Here is a 19,842-nt window from a genome sequence, read left to right on the forward strand (position 1 = left end):
AATGCTGATTATTGGACCTCCCGGTTCCGGAAAAGGAACGCAGGCTGAGCGGATTTCAGAACGCCTCGGCGTTGTGGCAATCTCCACCGGCGACATCTTCCGTGCCAACGTAAAGGGCGAAACGCCGCTTGGCATCGAGGCCAAGAAGTACATGGACAATGGGGATTTCGTGCCGGACAGCGTGACCAACAAAATGGTCCGCGACCGCCTCAGCGAGTCCGACGTCGAATCCGGCTTCCTGCTGGACGGCTACCCCCGCACCACCGCCCAGGTGGACTACCTTGACGAGATCCTCGCCAAGAACGAGGAAAAGCTCGACGTCGTCCTGCAGCTCACCGCTGACGACGAGGAACTGGTGCACCGCCTCCTGGGCCGGGCCAAGGAAACGGGCCGGAGCGACGACAACGAAGCCGTCATCCGCCACCGCCTTGACCTCTACCACGAGCAGACCGAAGCCGTGGTGGCGAAGTACGCAGAGCGCGGCATCCTCACCCAGGTCGACGGCATCGGCCCGATCGACGAAGTGACTGACCGCGTCATGCAGGCCATCAAGGCCGCGCAGGCGGCCTAGTCCGGCCCACCGGTTATTCGAGGCTCCTCCCGGAACACGGGAGGAGCCTCAGCCATGTGAAAGGAAGTGCCATGGCCTTCGGCCAGCCCCGCATCGAATTCAAGAACAACGCCCAGATGCGCACCATGCATGAGGCCGGCCTCGTGCTGAGCCGTGCATTGGACGCCGCCGTGGCCGCAGCCGCGCCGGGCGTGACCACCAAGCACCTGGACGACGTGTTCGCGGCCGTGCTGAGCGAGGCGGGCGCCAAGTCCAACTTCCTTGGCTACCACGGCTTTCCCGCCACCATCTGCACCTCCGTCAACGAGGAAGTGGTCCACGGCATCCCCGGCGGCCGGGTCCTGCAGGACGGGGACATCATCTCCATCGACGGCGGCGCGATCGTCAAAGGCTGGCACTCCGACTCCGCGCGGACGGTCATTGTGGGCACGGCGGACCCGGAGGACCAGCGCCTGTCGGACGTCACCAGGGAAGCCATGTGGCGGGGCATCGCGGCCCTGGCCACGGGCAGCCATGTGGGGGACATCGGTGCCGCCATCGACGACTACGTCTCCTCCGTCCCGGGCAAACCGCTGGGCATCCTTGAGGACTACGTGGGGCACGGCATCGGTTCTGAGATGCACATGGCGCCGGACGTCCTGAACTACCGGACCAACCATCGCGGGCCGAAGATCAAGCCCGGCCTGTGCCTGGCCATTGAGCCCATGCTGGTCCGCGGCGGCATCGACACGGCCGTGCTGGAGGATGACTGGACCGTGGTAACCACGGACGGCAAGCGCTCCTGCCAGTGGGAACACTCGGTGGCGGTCCACGAGAAGGGCATCTGGGTACTGTCCGCGCCCGACGGCGGTGCGGAGCACCTAGTGCCGCTCGGCGTCACCCCGGTGCCGATCCCGTAGCCCGTCCACGTAGCAGTAAGTGCCGTTTTGACCCCTCAAAACGGCACTTACTGCTATTTGGTTGGGGGAGTGTCCGGTTCCCATCGCAGCAGGTCTCCCGGCTGGCACTCCAGAACCTCGCAGAGTGCCTCAAGGGTGGTGAACCGCACCGCTTTGGCCCGGCCGTTCTTCAGCACGGCCAGGTTGGCGGGGGAGATCCCGATGCGCTCCGCCAGCGCGCCCACCGGCATCTTCCGTTTGGCCAGCATCACGTCGATGTCCACGACGATGGCCATCAGATCACCTCGTCGAGTTCTGAGCGCAAGTCCCTTGCCTCGGCGTCCCGGGCCACGGCCTGGGCCAGCAGCGTGCGCAGCACCAGGACCAGCAGGGCCACGCCGCCGGTCATGAGTGCTGCGCCGCAGATCAGCAGGACCACGCCGGGCGCCACGTCGCCCGGCGCCAGCAGCACGGCGATGCCGAACACCAGGAGGGCCGCCGCGGAGATTGCCCCGAAGATGATGTCCACGAAGCGGAACGCCGCGTTGGAGAACACTGTTCCGCGGCGCACCATGGTCAGCAGCCGCCACACGCAGAGGGCAGTGACCTGCACGCAGGCGATTCCGAGCACCGTGATGGCGAGCAGGGTGATCCGCGGACCGTCAGGGGCGCCGGCTCCCTGCAGGTCCGCGGACAGCAGCGGCACCATCCACACCTGCACGAACAGTGAGCCGGCAAGGACCAGCGCTATGACGATGCGCAGCGCGAGGACTGTCAGTTTTCCCACGGGAATCTCCTAATATCGAATATCAGGAAGATCCTATTGTTTATCGATAGGTTAAGCCAGTGCCGCCGCCTATGGCCCCATCAGCGGCGGAAGTCCTAGGCCTTCAGCTTGGGCTTCACGTCCTTGGTGTAGATGCCTTCCAGGGTTGCCTTGAGCTCCGTCATCGTGGACTTCACGTCGCCCTGCTGGGTGAGGATCTTCGCGGCAGCCTTGGCCATCTCCTGGTCCGCCCCGGGCAGGAACACGCGGGCGTTGTCCTGCACCTTGGTCACGGCGAGCTGGTCCACGGCGGTCTGGATCTGGGGCGTCTTCGCCAGGACGGCCTTCATGTCGGCGGACTTCCGGGTGGGCATGTAGCCGGTAGCGGCCGAGAACTCGGCAGTGCTTTCCGGCTGGGTGACGAAGTCGAGGAACATTCCTGCGGCAAGTTGTTCCTCCTTGCTGATCCCGCTGGGGATTCCCAGGCCTGCGCCGCCCGTGGGGCAGACGTTGGTGGCCGCCTTGGGGCCGCCCGGCAGGAATCCAACGCCCACGTTGAACTTGGCCGACTTCAGGATTCCGAGCAGCGAACCCGTGGAGGCGATGGTGGCGGAGGTCAATCCGGCGGAGAAGTCGTCCGCGGCTTCCTTGGAGGAGACGCCGGCCCACTTGTCCTTGTAGATCGAGTCCTGGGCCCACTGCAGTGCTGCCACGGATTCGGTGGAGTCGCAGATAATGTCCCATTCCTTGGACCAGCCACCGCCCCAGCCCCACAGCATGTTCTGCAGCGTCCAGCCCGCATATCCTGCCAGGGCCGGGTAGATGTAGGCGTACTGGGCGCCCGACGCTGCCTTCAGCTTCGGCGCCCACTGCCCGAACTCATCCCAGGTCTTGGGTGCACGGTCCGGCAGTCCGGCTGCGGCGAAGTGGTCCTTGTTGTAGTAGAACAACGGGGTTGAGCGGCCATAGGGCACGGCCCACTGTTTGCCGTCGTACTCGTAGTCGTTGATCAGCGACTGCTGGAAGTCGTCCATCTTCATGTCCAGCTGCTTGGTGAGGCTGTCCACGGGAATGATGCTGCCGTTGGTGTAGTAGCGGAACCACCACACATCCGAGAGGACCACGACGGCCGGAAGTCCGGACTTTGCAGCCTGCGCCGTCTGGAACTTCTGGGCGATTTCCTCGTAGTTGGCGCCCGCCGTCACCAGGTTGACGCTAATGCCCGGGTTCTTCGCCTGGAACTTTTCGATCAGGCTCTTCTCAACGTCCTGCGACTGGCCGGGATGGCTGGACCAGAAATCGATCTTGGCCGCCGGCTTCACGCCGTTGAAGTCGATGTCGGCCGCCTGGGAAGTGGCCTGGCCGCCGCCCGTTGTTGAGGGTCCGCCGCATGCTGCAAGGGCGGCGGCAGAGGCGGTGACGCCTGCCAGGCCCAGGAAATGCCTCCGGTCCAGGTGAAGTGTCATGACGGTTCCTTTCGGTTGTTGCCTGTGGAAGGTGAAGGTCGGGGTGGAGGGCACGACGGCGGCCGGCAGCTTAGCCGGTGACGCTTCCCTGGGTGAGGCCTGCCACGATGTAGCGCTGCAGGGCCGCGAAAACGATCAGGATCGGGACGATGACCAGGACCGCGCCCGCCATAAGGACGCCCCACCCGGCCGCGTTGCTCTCGCTGTTCTGCAGCAGCGTCAGTCCCACGGGGAGCGTCATGGTTTCGGGCCGGTCGGTGATGATGAGCGGCCAGATGTAGTCGTTCCACTCGGTCACGATGGTCACCAGTGCCACGGTGGCGATCGACGGAACCGAGACGGGGACAACGATCTGCCACAGGCGCCGCCAGTGGCCCGCGCCGTCCATCTCTGCCGACTCAAGGATGGAACCCGGCAGGGTACGGAAGTGCTGGCGAAGCAGGAAGGTCCCGAAGGCCGTGCCGAGCCCGGGAAGGATGATTCCCCAGAGGGTGTTCTTGCCGCCCATCCCGGCGATCAGGATGAAGTTGGGCAGGATTGACACCTGCGGGGGAACCATGAGGGCAACCAGGATCAGCAGGAAGATGAAGTTCCGGAACGGGAACCGCACAAAGACCAGCGCGTACGCCGTCAGGATCGCCAGGATCACCTTGATGGTGGCCCCTGCCAGGGTGACGATGGTGCTGTTCAGGAAGAACTGCCCAAACGGGACAGTCGTCATGGCGGTCCGGTAGTTCTCCAGGTTCAGGCTTTCCGGAAAGATCTTCAGGTCCGTGGTGACGATTTCGCCTGCCTGCTTAAAGGAACTCAGCACCATCCACAGCAGGGGCAGGAAGACCACGAGCGTTGCGATGAGCAGCGGCAGGTAGCCTCCCGCCACGGTCTTGGCCAGGTTGCGCCGCGACAGCGGGCGGTCGCGGACGGGGGCGCTTTCCGGGGGAGTGGCAGCCGGTGTGGACGGATCAGGGCTGACGGGTGAGAGGGAGGTCACGAGTAGTGCACCTTTCGTTCCACGAACCGCAGCTGGAGCACGGTGATGACCAGGAGGATGGCGAACAGCACTACGGAAATGGCTGCCGAGTATCCGGCCCTGTTGTAGGCGCCGAAGGCCTGCAGGTATGCCTCATAGATCAGGGTGCTGGTGCCGGTGCCCAGCGGCGTCATGATGCGGATGAGGTCGAACGCCTGCAGGGAGCTGAGCAGGGTGGTGATCAGGAGGAAGAATGTGGTGGGGGAGAGCAGCGGCAACGAGATGCTGGTGAAGCGGCGGAATCCATTGGCGCCGTCCAGGGATGCGGCCTCCATGACTTCCTGCGGAAGGGACTGCAGGCCCGCCAGGTAGACCACGGCGCAGTAGCCCAGGTTTTTCCAGACGTAGACCAGGATGACCATGACCAGCGAGAGCTGGGGATCGTTGATCCACTGCGGGCTTTGATGCCCGATGCCCCGGAGCAGCCAGGCCAGGACGCCGTAGCCGGGGTCGAAGATGAACAGCCACACCAGGCCTACGCCGACGCCGGACAGCACGTAGGGGGCGAACACCGCTGAGCGGGCGAACGTGGTGCCGCGCACTTTGGCGTTCAGCGCCAAAGCCACCAGCAAACCGAGCAGCATGGAGCCGCCCACCGTCACCACGGTGAACACGGCAGTGGTGCCCAGGACCTTGGGCGCATCATTGCTGCTGAAAAAGGTGACGTAGTTACCGAGGCCCACCACCGTGGCCGTGGGCGACCCCAGGGTCCAGTCCAGCGTCGAGTAGTAGACATTGCTGAACAGCGGACGATAGGTGAAGACGGCGATCAGCACCAGGTTGGGCAGCGCCATGGCGAGGAACACGAAGAAGTCGCGGCGGGACCTTGCAGTCCATCGGCGCCTTGGTACTTTGCCGGATTGTCCCGGAGACCGGTTGGTTTTGGCCGGGGGTTGCGGGGCGAGTTGACGGGTCATGCGTGTCTCTCCCGGGGTCGGGGAGCCTGCTCGTGGCCGGCCCTGGCTTGATCTAGGGACTACTACACCAGACCGTCAGGGGGCTGAAACCCGCATATGCCCTTGTCAGGGGACTGTTATCCAAGGCTTCGTCGCCCGTTAACGCTGTGTTGAGAGCAGTCTCGCACAAAGATCGCCATTGCGGCAGGGGCGCGCCAACAGAGGGGACAATAGGGGGATGGGAAGCATCACCGACGTCCCCGGCATCCGGGTGGGCCATGTCCAGGAAACAGGCGACGGCTGGCTCACCGGGGTGACGGTGGTCCTGCCCCCGCCCGGAACGGTGGGCTCGGTGGACGTCCAGGGCGGCGGTCCTGCCACCCATGAAACAGATGCTTTGGATCCCACCACGCTCGTGCGCCAGGTGGACGCCGTGGTGCTGGCGGGCGGCAGCGCCTTCGGCCTGGCGTCCGCGGCCGGGGCGCAGCGATGGTGCGAGGAAAACGGCCGCGGATTCTCTGTTCCCGGGGGAGTGGTCCCCATTATTCCGGCCGCCGCGATCTTCGACCTGGGCAGGGGCGGTGACTTTTCCAAGCGCCCGACGCCGGACATGGGCTACGCGGCAACGGCCGCCGCTGCGGCGGAGAAGGACGGGCACGCCGTCGGCCGCGGCAACGTGGGCGCCGGCACCGGAGCGCTCATCGGCAGGGGACAGTTCAAAGGCGGCGTCGGCACCGCCTCGGTCACGCTGGACAACGGGGTGGTGGTCGGAGCGCTGGCCATCGTCAACGCACTCGGACTCCCGCTTGGCACGACGGCCCAGCTGGCGGAGCCCGGCAGCGTGCGTCTAAGCGAGGAACGAGCGAGCGCGCCGAGGGCTTCGGCTGGTGGGTCGGAAGCCAGCCACGGCGAGCCGCTCAACACCACGCTTGTCGTCGTGGCCACCAACGCCGTTCTCGACGTGGCTGAGTGCAAAAGGACGGCCTCCGCTTCCCATGCCGGGATTGCCCGGGCACTGAATCCGAGCCATACGCTCGCCGATGGGGACACCGTCTTCTGCCTCGCAACGGGGACTGTGGCTCTCGACCGTTCGGACGAAGCCGCGCGGCAACTGGGCCTCATCACGCTGCAAAGTGCGGCAGCCGACGTCGTGCGCCTGGCCATCCTGGACGGCGTGGCCAGCGCCGGGCCGGTCAGCACTCCGGCCGGCGACTATGGTGCGTACGGCGGGCAGATGCGCTAGCATGGCTGGATTTAACTTTCGCTGCCAAATGGCGTAGTGTTGCTTGTTGGTTGTCTGGACTGCCGCGCCCTTTTGGGCCCGCTGAAGGCAATCGATCCAACAAAAACGTTCGTGGCCATGCCCGGTGCAATCCGGCGGGGCTGCGGCAACAACAGTTAGCGGAGGGTATGGCCAAGAAGGACGGGGTCATTGAGATCGAAGGCGTTGTGACCGAGGCGCTGCCTAACGCGATGTTTCGCGTTGAGCTCACCAACAAGCACATCGTTCTGGCACACATCTCTGGAAAGATGCGTCAGCACTACATCAGGATCCTCCCGGAGGACCGCGTAGTGGTGGAGCTGAGCCCGTACGACCTCACCCGTGGTCGTATCGTCTACCGCTACAAGTAAATTGCTGGGCGGCTTCAGCGCGAGCTGATGCTGCTCCAGTTGACCACTGCCACACGCAAAGGAATGCCATGAAGGTCAAGCCGAGCGTCAAGCAGATCTGCGAAAAGTGCAAAGTGATCCGCCGTAACGGCCGGGTCATGGTGATCTGCGAGAACCCGCGCCACAAGCAGCGCCAGGGCTAATTTCCTTCCCTGAAGGAAACCCTGGGTTGCTAACCCACGCAAGTAAATAAAGGCAGCACAAGCTGATCTGGAACATTGAGCTCTAACGAGTCCGGACAGCTAACCCCCGGTCGGAGGCTGGGGCCGTACGGAACGTGCGGGTGTACTGCCTACGACCTCCGGTTTATTCAAGGAGTACCGCCACTATGGCTCGTCTCGCTGGCGTAGACATTCCCCGCGAAAAGCGGCTGGAAATTGCGCTTACTTACATCTACGGCGTGGGCAAGACCCGTGCACACGAAACCCTGGCCGCCACTGGCATCAGCGCTGACGTCCGCGTCAAGGACCTGACTGACGCCCAGCTGGTTGAGCTGCGTGACTACATTGAAGGCAACTACAAGGTTGAGGGTGACCTTCGCCGCGAAGTGGCAGCAGATATCCGCCGCAAGGTTGAAATCGGCAGCTACGAAGGCCTGCGCCACCGCAAGGGCCTGCCCGTACGCGGTCAGCGTACGAAGACCAACGCCCGTACCCGCAAGGGCCCGAAGCGTACCGTCGCCGGCAAGAAGAAGGCCCGTTAAAATCCCCGCCGGGATTAACGGAGCTTTCCCCAATAACTTTCTGTAGGAGAAGAAATGCCCCCAAAGACCCGTGGCGCCGTCCGCAAGCCGCGTAAGAAGGACAAGAAGAATATCGCGCTGGGCCAGGCGCACATCAAGAGCACCTTTAACAACACCATCGTGTCCATCACGGACCCGACCGGTGCCGTTATTTCCTGGGCTTCCTCCGGAGAGGTTGGCTTCAAGGGCTCGCGTAAGTCCACCCCGTTCGCTGCCCAGATGGCTGCCGAAGCCGCCGCAAAGCGTGCGCAGGAGCACGGCATGCGCAAGGTAGACGTTTTCGTCAAGGGACCGGGCTCCGGACGCGAGACCGCGATCCGTTCGCTGCAGGCCGCAGGCCTCGAGGTTGGCTCCATCCAGGACGTCACCCCCGCAGCGCACAACGGCTGCCGCCCGCCGAAGCGCCGCCGCGTCTAAGGACTTTCCGCCGCAGAGCTTGCCTGGACCAGCAATGGTCCGGGCAAGCCCCCGCGCGTTAAGTCTTCAGACCGAATTTCCACCACCTGTGTTGCGTCATATAGCGGATGCTCGCCGAAAGGAAACCTAAGTGCTCATTGCACAGCGCCCCACCCTCTCCGAAGAGGTAGTCTCCGAAAACCGTTCGCGGTTCGTCATCGAACCGCTGGAACCGGGCTTCGGCTACACCCTCGGTAACTCCCTCCGCCGTACCCTGCTCTCCTCCATCCCCGGTGCCGCTGTTACCAGCATCCGGATCGATGGCGTGCTGCACGAGTTCACCACGGTTCCGGGTGTCAAGGAAGATGTCACCGAGATCATCCTGAACATCAAGAACCTGTCGGTTTCCTCCGAGCACGACGAGCCCGTGGTGGCCTACCTGCGCAAGCAGGGCCCCGGAGTCGTCACCGCCGCGGACATCGCTCCGCCGGCCGGCGTCGAATTCCACAACCCGGATCTGCACATCGCCACGCTGAACTCGAAGGGTAAGTTCGAACTCGAACTGACCATCGAGCGCGGCCGCGGCTACGTTTCGGCAGCTCAGAACAAGTCCGGCGACGCAGAGATCGGCCGTATCCCGGTCGACTCCATCTACTCGCCGGTGCTAAAGGTTACTTTCCGCGTGGAAGCAACCCGTGTTGAGCAGCGCACCGACTTCGACAAGCTGATTGTCGACGTCGAGACCAAGCAGGCCATCGCCCCGCGCGATGCCGTCGCTTCCGCAGGCACCACCCTGGTGGAACTGTTCGGTCTGGCCCGTGAGCTGAACACCGCAGCTGAAGGTATCGAGATCGGCCCGTCGCCCACCGACGCTGCCCTGGCAGCCGACATGGCACTGCCGATCGAGGATCTGGACCTCACCGTCCGTTCCTACAACTGCCTCAAGCGTGAGGGCATCCACACCGTGGGTGAACTCGTTGCACGCTCCGAGGCTGACCTGATGGACATCCGCAACTTCGGTGCCAAGTCCATTGACGAGGTCAAGGCAAAGCTGGTTGAACTGGGCCTGTCCCTGAAGGACTCGCCTCCCGGTTTTGACCTCGCAGCACGCGCCGCAGCAATCGAAGAGGACGACGCCGCCTTCGGCGACGACGAACTCTAAACCAGACCTTGGCCGGCCGGGCTGCACCATGGTGTGCCGCCCCCGGCTTCCACATGAGGAGAAACAATTATGCCTACCCCCACTAAGGGTCCGCGCCTCGGCGGCGGTCCGGCTCACGAGCGTCTCATGCTCGCGAACCTGGCCTCATCCCTGTTCGAGCACAAGCGGATCACCACCACGGTGACCAAGGCCAAGCGCCTGAAGCCTTACGCAGAGCGCCTGGTGACCTTCGCCAAGCGCGGTGACCTCGCGTCCCGCCGCCGCGTTCTCGGCCTGATCAGCAACAAGGGCATCGTCCACGAGCTGTTCACCGACATCGCCCAGGCTGTGGAGAACCGCGAAGGCGGCTACACCCGCATCACCAAGATCGGCAACCGCAAGGGCGACAACGCTCCCATGGCTGTCATCGAACTGGTCCTTGAGCCGGTTTCCGCCAAGCAGGCCGTGGTAGCCGAGGCTACCCAGGCTGCCGCCAAGGCTGCTCCGGCCGCCGAGGAAGCTCCCGCCGAAGAGGCTCCGGCCGCTGAAGAAGCCGCTGCAACCGAAGAGGCACCTGCCGCTGAGGAAGCTGCAACCGAAGAGGCTGCTGAAGTTTCTGCTGACGCTGAGGAAGCTGCCGAAGCTCCCGCAGCCGAGGAGAAGGACGCGAAGTAATTCGCTGACTCCCTTCGCATAGACTTAGGTCTGTGAACCACCAAAAACCCGCGGCCCCCGTTCCAGGGGGCGGCGGGTTTTTGCGTATCCGGCTTGATCTTTCGTACGACGGCGGCCCGTTCAGCGGGTGGGCCGTCCAACCGGGCCTGCGGACGGTACAGGGAGCCCTGGAGGAAGCCCTTGAACTCCTGGTCCGCCGCCCCGTGCGCGTCACTGTGGCCGGACGGACCGACGCGGGCGTGCACGCCCGCGGCCAGGTGGTGCACCTGGACCTCGCCGACGCCGAGTGGCTGGGAATGGCGCGCGGGCACGAGGTGGATCCCGCCGTCGCCATGCTGCGCAGGCTCCGCGGCGCCCTGAACCGCGTCCTGGAGGGCATTCCCGGTGCGGTGGAAATCCACCGCGCCGCCGTGGCTCCGGAGGGCTTCGACGCGCGCTTCTCGGCGCTTTGGCGGCGCTACAGCTACCGGATCGCGGACGGCCCGGCACTGTGGGATCCGCTGGAGCGCCATTTCACCCTCTGGCACAAGAACCCGTTGGACGTTGACCTGTTGAACCAGGGGGCGGCGCGGCTGCTTGGCCTGCAGAACTTTCTGTCCTTTTGCAAGCCGCGTGAAGGAGCCACCACCATCCGCGAGCTGCAGCGCTTCGAGTTCCGCCGTGCCGAGGATGGCGCTATCGTGTCCACCGTGCAGGCCGACGCATTCTGCCACAACATGGTCCGTGCCCTCATCGGCTCCGCCCTGTACGTGGGGGAAGGGACCGTCGAGCCGGGGTGGCTGCACGAGCGCCTGCTCGCGCAGAAACGTGACGCCAAGTCGGTCCTGGCCGCCCCGCATCCGCTGGTCCTGGAAGAGGTGGCCTACCCGTCCGACGGTGAACTGCCGGCACGGGCGGAACAGACCAGGGCCGTCCGCGAGTAGTTGCGGGGGCGGCCTAAACCTGGAATGACGACGGCGGCCCGTCGGCCGGCAGGGTAAGGGTAAAGGTGCTTCCCCGCCCCTTAGCGCTTTCGCAGGTGATGGTCCCGCCGTGCCCTTCGACGATCATCCGGGTGATGGACAGGCCCAGCCCCGCGCCGGCAATCGAGGCACTGCGCGCGGCGTCGGTGCGGAAGAACCGCTGGAAGACGCGGGAGGACTCAGCCTCGCTCATGCCCATGCCGGTATCGGTGACGCTCAACTGCACCCACCGGTTGCCGGGGAGGGCGCGGACGGTGACCCTGCCGCCGCCCGGGGAGTATTTGATGGCGTTGGATACCAGGTTGTCCAGCGCCTGGCCGATGCGCAGCGGATCCGCGTAGGCCCAGAGCGGCGAGGGCACTTCCGCCGCCAGTTCGATGTTTGCCTGGCCCGCCAGTGCCTGGGCCGACCCGAGGCTGGTTTCCACCAGGCTGGCGAGGTCCGTCCGTTTGGGGTGGACGTTCAGGGCCGCGGACGCGGTGGCGGAAAGATCGGATACCAGGGCCAACAGGCGTTCCGAGTTGCGCTGCACCACCTCCAGCCGTTGCGTGGCGTGCGGCGGCAGGGCAGCGACGTCGTCCAGCACCAGGTCGATGTTGCCGATGATGGAATTCAGCGGGGATTTGAATTCGTGGGACACGTTGGACACCAGTTCCTGGTGGGCCGCCAGTGCCTCCACCCAGCCGGTGACGTCGCTGTACACCACCACGGCGCCGGTGAGGCGCCCGTCCTCGCTGCGAAGCGGCCGTGCCGCTGTGGACACCGCCCGTTGTTCCGGGCCTTCCCCGGCCCAGACCAGGTAGTCGGAGAAGGATTCGCCGGCCATGGCCCGGCTGATGGGTCGCCGGTCCGGCGGGAGCAGGGTGGTCCTGTCCTGCCCGAAGATCAGCTGGTTGCCCTGCCCGGGGAGGGCATCGTCCGCGCCCGTGGCGCGGCGGAAGTTTCGTTGCCGGCTGTTGGACACCAGGAAATGCCCGGAACGGTCGACGGCGGCAATTCCGACGTCCGTGGCGTCCAGCACCGTCTGCAGCAGCCTTTCCCGTTCCCGGCTCTGGCGCAGCAGGCTCCGCAGTTCCGTGTCCTTGCGGGCCAGTTCGCGCTGCTGCACGCGGAGGTTGACGCTGGCAAACCGGATGGCCAGGGACACGGCCAGCATCATCAGGGGAAACAGGAAAACCGTGGTCACGTCCGCCGCTGTCAGGTGCGGGAACCGTCCCGCAGCGGAGGGGAGCATGATGAACAGCGGGCCGACAAAGCTGAGCACCAGGCTGCTGCGGGCCAGCATCCCGGAGGCGGACAGCCAGATCACCGGGAAGACCACCAGGACCGCGAGCCCCGGCAGGAGGGGCGCCGCGCCGTTGCGGAGCAGCCCGATCGCGGCAAAGTCCAGTACGGGGATCAGCAGGTACGGGCGGTGCTCCAAACGCTCCCACGGGACCAGGAAGCAGGCCAGGAAGAGGACCGCGTGCAGGACGATTCCTGCCAGGTACGGCGGGCTGTGCAGCAACGTGGGCCAGGCAAATGGTGTGGCGGCAGCCAGGACTGCCACCAGCAGAGTCAGCGGCAGTTGGCACAGTGCCACCTGTGAACGGGTCCCCAATCCCCGGAAGAAGCGCGCAGGTCCGCGCTGGAAGAGGGAATCAGCCATAAACGATGCCCGGACTCCTCTGGATCAGGCTGCGGGACAGGGCAGCCGCCTGCGCCGTATTTCTTCCAGCCACTGTTTGCCCACGTCCTTTCCCACTATTGCACACCTCTTGTCATAATAATTGACTTTCAGATACGACTATTGAAAAAGAAGTCATCAGGCACGCTTACTTGTAGCGTATAAATGGTTGGAGCGGGTGTGGCATTGGCGCTGGGCCAATGGGGGGCCATTTCCGCCTGGCTCAGGGGCAGTTATGGACGACGAACTTGGTGTGGCCGTAGTAATTGAAGACGACGCCGACGTGAGGAACCTTCTGGAGGGGGTCCTCAGCCAGGCGGGCTTTGAGGTGCATACGGCGAACGACGGGCGTGCCGGGGTCGAGGTGGTCCGCAGCAAGCAGGCCAGCGTGGTCACCCTGGACATTGGATTGCCGGACATTGACGGCTTCGAGGTGCTCCGGCGGATCCGGCACTTCAGCAACGCGTACGTGGTGATGCTGACCGGCAGGACAGAGGAACCGGACCTGCTGTCCGCCCTGAACGCGGGCGCGGACGACTACATCGCCAAACCGTTCCGGCCCAGGGAACTGCGGGCCAGGGTGTCCGCGATGATGCGCAGGCCCCGGCATGAGGCAGGAGACCCCGGCATGGCTGCGGCAGCCCGGGTCTCAGCGGGTTCCGGGCCGGTCCTGCCCCGGAACGATGACGCAGGGCACCCGCACGAGCTTGGCGTGCTGCACCACAACGGACTCGTATTGAACCACCGAACCCGCACGGTGGAGGTGGACGGCGAGCCGCTGGCGCTGACCCGCAGCGAGTTCGACCTTCTCCATGTGCTCCTCAAAGGCGGCGGCGCGGTTTGCACCCGCCCGGACCTGGTCCGTGCCGTCCGGGGGGACTTCTACGGCCAGGACACCTACATCAGTGAAGCGGACGAGCGGGCCGTCGAGGTCCACGTGGGCAATCTCCGGCGCAAGCTCAAGGAGGACCAGCTGTCACCAAGGTGGCTGCAGACGGTCCGGGGCGTGGGATACCGGCTGGCTCCGGCGCGGCGGTCCGCTGGCGCCTAGTTTGCCGGGCCCTGGGTGGCCGGGCCCTGCCCGGCAGGTCCCCGGCCGGTGTCAAAAATGTAGCTGCTTCGGAGTTCCGTGATGGTCAGGCCGCCCTCCCGGGCCACCTGCCGCATCAGCTCTTGCGCCTGCGCGAAGTCACCCCGGCGGATCATGGCTTCGAGCAGTTCCGCGAGCCTGGCCAGCCGGGTGCCGCCCACCATGGCTGAACTGATCTTCAGGCTGATGGCGGCGTCAAGGGCGGAGTCGCCGTCGTGCTCTTCCACTGCGGCGGCCAGCCGCGTGTAGCGCTGGTCCCACATGGCGGCGTAATCCCGGGCGAAGCGCTGGGCGAGGCCCGTCCCGGCAAGCTCCTCTTCCAGTTCCTCAAGCACTGCGGCATCAACAAGAGGCAACAGCCCCACCGCCTCGTGCTGCGTAGCCGGCGGTCCCGCAGGCCTGCCGGCCGGGGCCGCGACCCCGCCGGCATATGCCGCGTCCGGAGTGATCCCGACGGCCGGATGACCCGGTGCCGGGCCCCCTGCGCTCGAGCCGGAATCTTGACTGTGCATTGTTCAAGGCTACTTCCTGGAATTCTTTCGTTGTCCTATTTCAGGTGATCCTGTGTAAACCTTGCGCCATCCTTCAGCTGCGTGCCGGATAGCTACTGCCCGCTGAAAGTGACGATCGTATTGATGACAGCAGGGCCCAGGATCGCGATGAAAAGGACCGGAAAGATGAAGAAAAGCAACGGGAAAAGGATCATCACCGGCAGCTTCATGGCCTTTTCCTCGGCGCGCTGGCGCCTTTTGACCCGCATCACCTTGGCCTGCACGCGCAGTACCCGGCTGATCGCAATGCCGTAGGTGTCGGCCTGCACCACCGCCTGCACAAAGCTGCGCAATTCGGGAATGTTGGTCCGGGCCGCCAGCGCAGTGTAGGACTCACGCCGGCTGCGGCCCACCTGCATGTCCTGCAGGGTCCGCACCAGTTCCTCCGCCAGGGGTCCCTTGCCGTTGTCGCCGGCCCGGGCCATGGCACCCTCGAAGCCGAGGCCGGCCTCCACGGAGATGAGCATCTGGTCCAGGGTGTTGGCCAGTTCCAGCTGCATGGTTTTCTGCCGCTCCAGCCCCTTGCTGTACAGGAGCAGGTCCGGGATGAAGTAGCCTAGGGCCAGGACAAACAGACCGGCCAGCTTCATGAGCGGGGTGCTGCCGATCGCCGTCAGGTAGATGCCCGCGCCCGCCCCAGCCAGTCCGATGGCCAGCTTGGACCCGAGGACTTTGCCCAGCGGCATCGACGCCGGCCGCCCTGCCAGCGCCAGCAGGCGGTCCAGGAAGGCCACGTAGGTGGGAGGAGTGAGACGCTTCCCCACGGCTTCCAGGAGCCCGGGCCGGTACCCGGCTGGAGCAGCGGCAGGTGCGGCGCCGCGTGCCAGGAGGTTGGCGACGGCAGTACGGCCTTGCCGGTCCGCAGTCAGGGCGGACCAGGCGATGGCGCCCACCGGTACGCAGACCAGCACGATGGCAAGGAGCATTGTCAGGTTCATGGGGCTTCAGAACTTCAGGTCGATGATCTTGCGCATCCACAGCGCGCCGATGGTCATGAGGACAAAGGAAGCACCGATCATCAACCAGCCCAGGGGATGGGTGAACATCGAGTTCATGTACGTGGGGCTTACGGCCAAGAGCATCGCCACAATGCCGAACGGCATGGCGATCAGGATGTACGCGGAGAATTTTCCTTCCGCCGCGAGGGCCTTGATGTGGCCTTTGATCTCTGCGCGCTCGCGGATGGTCTCATTGACCTGGTCCAGGACGTCGGCCAGGTTGCCGCCTACTTCCCGGTTGATCTGGATGGCCTGGGAGATCCAGACGAAATCCTCGTTCTTCATCCGGTCAGCCGTGTCATTCAGGGCCGCGAGGAGGTCCCTGCCCAGGCTGGTTTCGGTGATCACCCGGCGCATTTCCTCCGACGTCGGTTTTTGGGACTCGGCGGCCGCGGCGTCGATGGCACGCAGGATGCTGTGCCCGGCGCGCAGGCCGCCGGAGAGCAGCTGCAGGGTGTCGCCGAGCTGCCCGTCGAAGGCCGCCCGGCGCTTCCCGGCCAGGAACCCGAGGACCAGCTTTCCCATGAAGGGTGCAAGGGCGGCCAGGAGCAGACCCACCAGAGGGTTGACCGTTACCGTCCCCACCAGCATGCCGACGCCGGCGCCGATGCCCACCAGCAGGACGAACTCCGCCTGGGTCAGTTTGAGGCCCGCGTTCTCAAGCTGCGGGCGGGAGAACAGCGTGATGTTCCGGCCGGCCAGGAGCCGTTCGAAGGAGCGGACGGCGGACAGCGCGAACCGTGACAGGGAGGACGGCGGTTCCGGCTCGAACGGACGGCGGCGGTCCAGGGGGACCGTGGGCGCACTGGGCAGGAGCACGGCCACACCCAGGAGGCAAACGGCAGCCAGCAGGATGGCCGCTCCTATGGCGAGGATCATCAGTGCCGCCCCTGGTGGGTTGCCTGCGGCGCGGCGCCGCCCAGCGGTGAGGCGAACACGGCGGGGGACACGTGGATGCCCAGGTCCTCGAAGCGGTCGATGAACCGGGGGCGGATCCCCGTGGCCACGGGCCTGCCCAGGAAGCGGCCCTGCGCGTCCACACCGGCCGAGTAGTTGAACACGAAGGCGTCCTGGAGGGTGACGATGTCCCCTTCCATGCCCTGGACTTCGGTGACGTGGGTGATGCGCCTGGAGCCGTCGCGCAGCCGGGAGATCTGGACTATCAGGTTCACGGCGGAGGCGATCTGCTCACGGATGGCCCTCAGGGGCAGGTCCATGCCGGCCATCAGCACCAGGGTTTCCAGGCGGGCCACCGCGTCGCGGGGGGAGTTGGAGTGCACGGTGGAAAGGGATCCGTCGTGGCCGGTGTTCATGGCCTGCAGCATGTCCAGCGACTCTCCGCCGCGGACCTCGCCCACCACAATCCGGTCCGGACGCATGCGGAGGGAGTTGCGGAGGAGTTCACGGATGGTCACTTCGCCCTTGCCCTCGGTGTTTGGCGGGCGGCTCTCCAGCCGGACCACGTGGTCCTGCTGGATCTGCAGTTCCACGGCGTCCTCAATGGTGACGATCCGCTCGTCATGCGGGAGGAACGAGGAGAGGACATTGAGCAGTGTCGTCTTCCCGGTGCCGGTGCCGCCGGAGACGATGATGTTGAGTTTGGCTTTGACGCAGGCGTTGAGGAGCTCAGCCATTTCCGGGGTCAGGGTGCCGAAGTCGATCAGGTTCCGGACAGTCAGAGGGGTCTTGCTGAACTTTCGGATGGTCAGTGAGGAACCCCCCACGGCCAGCGGCGGGATGACCGCGTTCACGCGGGAGCCGTCCTCCAGGCGGGCGTCCACCAGGGGCGAGGATTCGTCGATCCTGCGGCCCACCCGGGACACGATCCGTTCAATGACCTTGCGCAGGTGGTCTTCGGAGCTGAACCGGTAGTCGGTGAGGGTGAGCTTGCCGCGGCGTTCGACGTAGATCTGGTCCATCCGGTTGACCATGATTTCGGTGACGGCGGGATCATCCAGGAGGCGCTGCAGCGGGCCGTAGCCCAGCACGTCATCGGCCACGTCCCGGACCAGGCGGCTGCGTTCCTCCGGCGTCAGCGGAACCTGCTCGGCATCGACGATGCGGGTGAGTTCCTCCTTGGCGGTGCTCCGCAGTTCCTGCTCGGTGACGGCCGCGTCGTTGAACCGGGTGCCCATCTTTTCGAACAGGGCGTTGGCCGCCCGAAGCTTCATGGCGGCGAAGACATCCACGCCCGGTGCCTTGGGCACCTGCTGCGGGTCGGCGTCGTGCGCTGGATGCACGACGGCGGCGCGCGGGGGAAGGTGCGCATCCGCCGTCGGATTGGCTGCGGGGACGGGTTCGACGGCGGCGGGCGGTTCCAGGACGGCCGTACCGGCGCCGGCCTGGCCGCGGGCCTGGACGGCGTTGATGCGTTCGGAGAGTTTCATCAGATGACCACCCTTCGGTGAAGCTTGCGCTGGGCCTGCGCGCGCCAGGCGGGGTTGAACCGCTCCACCAGCTGGCGGAGGCTCTTGACGGCCGGGTCTTTCCTGGATTCCTGCAGCACGGGGATGCCGCGGTTGGTGGAGAGCGCGATGGCGCGGGAGCGGGGAACGCTGACATCCACCGGGGCGCCGATGGTCGATTCGACGTCCTGGACGTTCAGCCCTGCCTTGGCGTCGGCCATGTTCAGGACGACGTGGCGGGATTCGGGCGTGATGTCGAGCTGGCGGAGGACTTCCAGGCCGGAGCGGAGGCCGCGGATGCTGGGGATGTCCATGGCGCTGACCCACACAACATCCGTGCACTGTTCCATCGCGGCGATCCCGATCTCCGGCATGCCGGGCGCGGTGTCCAGGACGACGTATTGGAACTCCTGGGCCAGTTGCTCCAGCAGCCGGCTGACCTGGTCCGGGGTGATATGGTCCGCGTCCACCGGGTTCGGCGGGGCGCAGAGGGCATAGATGCCTGCGGGGTGCACCGTGAGGTAGGCCTTCAGGACCAGCGGGTCCTGGGCGGCGGCGGGGGTGACGGCGTCCGTGACGGTGTGTTCGGGGTTGAGGTACAGGCCGGAGGCGACGTCCCCGAACTGCAGGTCCAGGTCCACGATCACCACGCCCATCGGTGCGATCTGGCCCAGGCCGATGGCGATGTTGGTTGCCAGGGTGGTCTTGCCGACGCCGCCCTTGGGCGAGAAAACGCCGATCACCAGGCCCTTGCCGTTGCCGGCCTGCTGCGGCTCGGGGCCGCGGTGGCGGGTGGCGAAGGACTGGCAGGCGCGTTCCAGCAGCACCCGGATCTCGGCGGGATCAGCCTGGGGACTGACGATGTCGCGGATGCCGGCGCGCATGGCGTGCAGCAGGAACTCAGGCTCCACATCGCTGACCAGGACCAGGCTGAGGCCGGGGACCTGGACGTCGAACACCTTGGCGAACCGCAAAGCCTCTTCGAACGGCACGTCCGGGCCGATGATGAGGACTTCAGGCTGTTCCTGGTTCAGGAGGGAGAACAGTTCCGCCGGGCCGGCCGGGAGGATGTCACTCGCGATGGTCTGGACGGTGCCGCGGAGGCCGTGGGCGACGGCGGCGCGCAGCTTCTGGTCGAAGTCGCCGCTGGGGGAGAGGAGGACGAAGCGGCTCACTTGTACACCGTGTCCTTCCTGGCGATGAACCCGCCGTTGTCCTTGGCGTCGAGGGGTTCCTTGGTGAGCCAGAGCTCCCCGTTGATCGAGGTGAAGATGATTTTGCTCGCGTCGATGTCGTTGACGGCGACGGTCACCATGAAGGATCCCTGCGGGAGGGTGGTGTCTTGGGGGTTGCTGCCGTCAGCGGGTTTCTCGGTACCGGACGACTGGGGGGCGCGCTGGACCGCCGTGACGAGGACTTTGCGGAGCGTCAGCTGGCTGGTCTCGGCGTCCACTTTGCCCTTGTCAGCGCCTTCTTTGTAGTTCAGCGCAATACCGATGTGGTCGCCGGCTTCGAGGCGGCCACCTACCACCCGCTTGGGTTCCAGTTCGAAGGTGACCTCCTGCAGCCCGGCCGGGATCTCCACACCGCTTTTGGCCTTGACGTCTTCCGGAGCGATGAGCCGTTCGGCGAGAAGTTGCTCTCCCGGCACCAGGTCCACCGCGGCAACGGTGCCGGCCTTGCCGTCCAGCGAGGTGACGGCCGTGGCGGCGATGGCCGTGGCCGGGACGTCCTGGATGACCAGGGAGGCTGCCATGTCGTGGACCGGGGTTCCGGCAGGAATCGCCTTCTCTACAACGAGGACCTTGCGCGGGTTGGTGCTTGCCATGGCCCTCTGGTCCGCACCGTTGGCGTAGACGAGCATGATCAGGGCTCCCACGAGCGCCAGGGCAACGGCAGCCGTTCCGGCGAGCAGGCGAGACTTCACTTTTTACTCCG

At 65.6% G+C, this 19,842-nt stretch carries 23 protein-coding genes; 11 read left to right on the top strand and 12 right to left on the bottom strand.

Annotated elements, in window-relative coordinates:
• Position 1 precedes the first annotated feature (1 nt).
• Positions 2-571, top strand: coding sequence for an adenylate kinase (locus tag AS031_RS02365; RefSeq protein WP_171908938.1), 570 nt, complete (start codon positions 2-4; stop codon positions 569-571).
• A gap of 71 nt (positions 572-642) precedes the next feature.
• Entirely contained in the window at positions 643-1,470 is an 828-nt protein-coding gene (gene map / locus AS031_RS02370) for a type I methionyl aminopeptidase (RefSeq protein WP_058266519.1), read from the top strand.
• 53 nt (positions 1,471-1,523) lie between these two features.
• On the opposite strand, the gene AS031_RS02375 is transcribed toward map, so the two are convergent.
• From AS031_RS02375 to AS031_RS02395, 5 genes are all read right to left on the bottom strand, one after another.
• Complete coding sequence (locus AS031_RS02375) at positions 1,524-1,745, bottom strand: helix-turn-helix domain-containing protein (RefSeq protein ID WP_058266520.1); 222 nt, start codon at positions 1,743-1,745, stop codon at positions 1,524-1,526.
• Entirely contained in the window at positions 1,745-2,236 is a 492-nt protein-coding gene (locus AS031_RS02380) for a DUF2975 domain-containing protein (RefSeq protein ID WP_058266521.1), read from the bottom strand. The genes AS031_RS02375 and AS031_RS02380 overlap by 1 nt, the downstream gene beginning before the upstream one ends.
• 95 nt (positions 2,237-2,331) lie before the next feature.
• Positions 2,332-3,681, bottom strand: a complete 1,350-nt coding sequence (locus AS031_RS02385) for an ABC transporter substrate-binding protein (RefSeq protein ID WP_058266522.1) — start codon at positions 3,679-3,681, stop codon at positions 2,332-2,334.
• A 70-nt stretch (positions 3,682-3,751) separates the two neighbouring features.
• A complete protein-coding gene (locus tag AS031_RS02390; protein ID WP_058266523.1) occupies positions 3,752-4,672 on the bottom strand; it encodes a carbohydrate ABC transporter permease in 921 nt (306 codons plus the stop codon).
• Complete coding sequence (locus tag AS031_RS02395) at positions 4,669-5,628, bottom strand: carbohydrate ABC transporter permease (protein ID WP_179945004.1); 960 nt, start codon at positions 5,626-5,628, stop codon at positions 4,669-4,671. Before AS031_RS02395 ends, AS031_RS02390 begins: the two co-directional genes overlap by 4 nt.
• 217 nt (positions 5,629-5,845) lie before the next feature.
• On the opposite strand from AS031_RS02395, the gene AS031_RS02400 reads away from it, so the two are divergent.
• The 8 genes from AS031_RS02400 to AS031_RS02435 all read left to right on the top strand — a co-directional run bounded on the left by AS031_RS02400 (position 5,846) and on the right by AS031_RS02435 (position 11,155).
• Positions 5,846-6,850 (top strand): P1 family peptidase, encoded by a 1,005-nt coding sequence (locus AS031_RS02400; RefSeq protein WP_058266524.1) that lies wholly within the window; start codon positions 5,846-5,848, stop codon positions 6,848-6,850.
• Positions 6,851-7,017: 167 nt separating this feature from the next.
• Positions 7,018-7,239 carry a translation initiation factor IF-1 gene (infA, locus tag AS031_RS02405; protein WP_009358723.1) on the top strand — a complete coding sequence of 74 codons (222 nt, stop codon included), beginning with the start codon at positions 7,018-7,020 and terminating at the stop codon, positions 7,237-7,239.
• A 68-nt stretch (positions 7,240-7,307) separates the two neighbouring features.
• The gene (rpmJ, locus tag AS031_RS02410; protein ID WP_009358722.1) at positions 7,308-7,421 is read left to right on the top strand and encodes a 50S ribosomal protein L36; all 114 of its coding nucleotides are present in this window, start codon (positions 7,308-7,310) and stop codon (positions 7,419-7,421) included.
• 185 nt (positions 7,422-7,606) lie between these two features.
• Positions 7,607-7,981, top strand: coding sequence for a 30S ribosomal protein S13 (gene rpsM / locus AS031_RS02415; protein ID WP_003803743.1), 375 nt, complete (start codon positions 7,607-7,609; stop codon positions 7,979-7,981).
• Positions 7,982-8,035: 54 nt separating this feature from the next.
• Positions 8,036-8,437, top strand: coding sequence for a 30S ribosomal protein S11 (rpsK, locus tag AS031_RS02420; RefSeq protein ID WP_009358720.1), 402 nt, complete (start codon positions 8,036-8,038; stop codon positions 8,435-8,437).
• A 130-nt stretch (positions 8,438-8,567) separates the two neighbouring features.
• The gene (locus AS031_RS02425; protein ID WP_009358719.1) at positions 8,568-9,578 is read left to right on the top strand and encodes a DNA-directed RNA polymerase subunit alpha; all 1,011 of its coding nucleotides are present in this window, start codon (positions 8,568-8,570) and stop codon (positions 9,576-9,578) included.
• 69 nt (positions 9,579-9,647) lie between these two features.
• The gene (gene rplQ / locus AS031_RS02430) at positions 9,648-10,232 is read left to right on the top strand and encodes a 50S ribosomal protein L17 (protein ID WP_058266525.1); all 585 of its coding nucleotides are present in this window, start codon (positions 9,648-9,650) and stop codon (positions 10,230-10,232) included.
• Positions 10,233-10,264: 32 nt separating this feature from the next.
• Entirely contained in the window at positions 10,265-11,155 is an 891-nt protein-coding gene (locus tag AS031_RS02435) for a tRNA pseudouridine synthase A (RefSeq protein WP_058266526.1), read from the top strand.
• Positions 11,156-11,168: 13 nt separating this feature from the next.
• Here the strand turns inward: AS031_RS02435 and AS031_RS02440 are convergent, their stop codons facing one another.
• Positions 11,169-12,842, bottom strand: a complete 1,674-nt coding sequence (locus tag AS031_RS02440) for a sensor histidine kinase (RefSeq protein WP_058266527.1) — start codon at positions 12,840-12,842, stop codon at positions 11,169-11,171.
• Between the two features lie 253 nt (positions 12,843-13,095).
• Between AS031_RS02440 and AS031_RS02445 the strand changes: the two genes are divergently transcribed.
• Positions 13,096-13,911 (top strand): response regulator transcription factor, encoded by an 816-nt coding sequence (locus AS031_RS02445; protein WP_058266528.1) that lies wholly within the window; start codon positions 13,096-13,098, stop codon positions 13,909-13,911.
• Here the strand turns inward: AS031_RS02445 and AS031_RS02450 are convergent.
• The 6 genes from AS031_RS02450 to cpaB all read right to left on the bottom strand — a co-directional run bounded on the left by AS031_RS02450 (position 13,908) and on the right by cpaB (position 19,831).
• Positions 13,908-14,306, bottom strand: a complete 399-nt coding sequence (locus AS031_RS02450) for an Hpt domain-containing protein (protein ID WP_228379547.1) — start codon at positions 14,304-14,306, stop codon at positions 13,908-13,910. The two genes, AS031_RS02445 and AS031_RS02450, sit on opposite strands and share 4 nt — an antisense overlap.
• Before the next feature lie 248 nt (positions 14,307-14,554).
• On the bottom strand, positions 14,555-15,439 hold the full coding sequence (locus AS031_RS02455) for a type II secretion system F family protein (RefSeq protein ID WP_058266530.1): 885 nt from the start codon (positions 15,437-15,439) through the stop codon (positions 14,555-14,557).
• 6 nt (positions 15,440-15,445) lie between these two features.
• Positions 15,446-16,378 carry a type II secretion system F family protein gene (locus AS031_RS02460; protein ID WP_058266531.1) on the bottom strand — a complete coding sequence of 311 codons (933 nt, stop codon included), beginning with the start codon at positions 16,376-16,378 and terminating at the stop codon, positions 15,446-15,448.
• Positions 16,378-17,886, bottom strand: a complete 1,509-nt coding sequence (locus tag AS031_RS02465) for a TadA family conjugal transfer-associated ATPase (RefSeq protein ID WP_058266532.1) — start codon at positions 17,884-17,886, stop codon at positions 16,378-16,380. The genes AS031_RS02460 and AS031_RS02465 overlap by 1 nt, the downstream gene beginning before the upstream one ends.
• Positions 17,886-19,079, bottom strand: coding sequence for a CpaE/TadZ family protein (locus tag AS031_RS02470; RefSeq protein ID WP_058266533.1), 1,194 nt, complete (start codon positions 19,077-19,079; stop codon positions 17,886-17,888). Before AS031_RS02470 ends, AS031_RS02465 begins: the two co-directional genes overlap by 1 nt.
• The gene (gene cpaB, locus AS031_RS02475) at positions 19,076-19,831 is read right to left on the bottom strand and encodes a Flp pilus assembly protein CpaB (protein WP_058266534.1); all 756 of its coding nucleotides are present in this window, start codon (positions 19,829-19,831) and stop codon (positions 19,076-19,078) included. The genes AS031_RS02470 and cpaB overlap by 4 nt, the downstream gene beginning before the upstream one ends.
• Between the last annotated feature and the right edge of the window lie 11 nt (positions 19,832-19,842).

It is taken from the genome of Pseudarthrobacter enclensis, assembly GCF_001457025.1.
In the GTDB taxonomy this organism is placed as follows: domain Bacteria; phylum Actinomycetota; class Actinomycetes; order Actinomycetales; family Micrococcaceae; genus Arthrobacter; species Arthrobacter enclensis.